The sequence below is a fragment of the Streptomyces sp. NPDC054863 genome (assembly GCF_053610825.1).
This window is the reverse complement of record NZ_JBSGZD010000169.1, coordinates 15808-17209: the sequence shown is the minus strand read 5'-3', so window position 1 is coordinate 17209 and position 1402 is coordinate 15808. Positions and strand designations below refer to the sequence as shown.

Sequence of the window (1402 nt, the reverse complement as noted above, 5' to 3'; positions counted from 1 at the left end):
AAGCCGATCACCGCCAATGAGCAGCCAATCAGGAAACCAATGGTGACCTGCGGAAACCAATCAATCCAATCAGCCGTCCACACCCCCCTCTTCACGGCCGATACGGCCCTCCCGGGCTGATCGGCGGGGGGTGCCGACATGGCATTGGCCGGAAGAACCCCAGCCTCACCCGACTGCCTGAGACCATCAGACTGCACCCACTCCTGGAGGACCCTGATGCCAGCCGAAGACCCGTGTGACTCCATCGGTGGCGCAGCCGCTGCTGCCTGTCGCGACGGGGTGAAGGCGCCTGCGCCCCCGGACCCGGAAACCTTGGCCGACCCGCTCACCGCGTTCGCCAACTCCGTCGCCAAGGGTGCCGCGTGGTGTGTCGAACAGCTGGCGAAAACGGTCGACTCCACGTCCAGCGTCGACTTCACGAACCTGGCCTTCCTCCAGCAGTACGCCGTCGTCTTCGCTGCATCCACCGTCCTGACGATCATTCTGTGGCTCGTGGCGGTAGCCAAGCGCGCGATGCGCGGCGTCCCGTTGACGACCGCCCTCGGCGAGGCGATCGGCTTCCTCTGGCTGACCGTGATCGCTTCCGCTTTCACACCGCTGATCTTGCACGTGGTGGTCTCTGCGGTCGACGGAGTCACCAAGGCAGCAACCGGCGGCAACGGCAGCGCCGCCCAGCTCTTCACCACGATGGCCAATGCGCTCCGTAACGGAGGGGAGAACATCGGCGGCGGGCCCATCATCCTGCTCGCAGCCTCCGCCCTGACGATTCTCCTCGCCGGGCTGCTGTGGCTGGAGCTCGTACTGCGCTCCTCCGCCCTCTATCTGGGTGCGGTCCTGGGCGCCGTGGTCTACTCCGGCCTGGTCGACCGTGAGCTCTGGGGCAAGGTGCGCACCTACGCAGGAATCATGATCGCGCTCATCCTGATCAAGCCGATCATTACCATCGCCCTCGGCATCGCGTCCGTGTTCACCGCCGCGCAGGGGCCGGGGAGCACTTCGGTGATCGCTGCCGGGATCATCGTCATCCTGCTCGCCCTGGCCGCAGGAGTAGCGATCTTCCGGTTCGTGCCCGGCTACGGCGACGACATCGCCGCCGGACTCGCCCTGCGCACCACGGTGAAGGCCGGCCGCACAGGGCTGAAGATGGGCACCTCCGCTGCGGGCGTTGTAGCCCAGGGCATCCACACCCACGCCGGACGCGGCGGGACCCAAGGCGGAAGCAACAGCAGCAGTGGTCAAGGCGGCGGGAGCAAGAACCGGGCGAACGGTGTTGCCGACGGAATCTCGACGCACGGAACACGGGGCTCTGCCAGGCCGAAGAAGAGCGGCAAAGACTGAAACCCAAGCACATGCACAAACAAAGAGGGGGCCTGCGGCAATCTGCCGCCGGCCCCCACATTGG

Annotated in this window: 1 protein-coding gene; it reads left to right on the top strand. The window is 66.3% G+C overall.

All coding sequences use genetic code 11. The features are described 5' to 3' along the window. Positions 1-312: 312 nt before the first annotated feature. Complete coding sequence (locus ACWGIG_RS25490) at positions 313-1338, top strand: hypothetical protein (RefSeq protein ID WP_453323992.1); 1026 nt, start codon at positions 313-315, stop codon at positions 1336-1338. Positions 1339-1402: the final 64 nt, after the last annotated feature.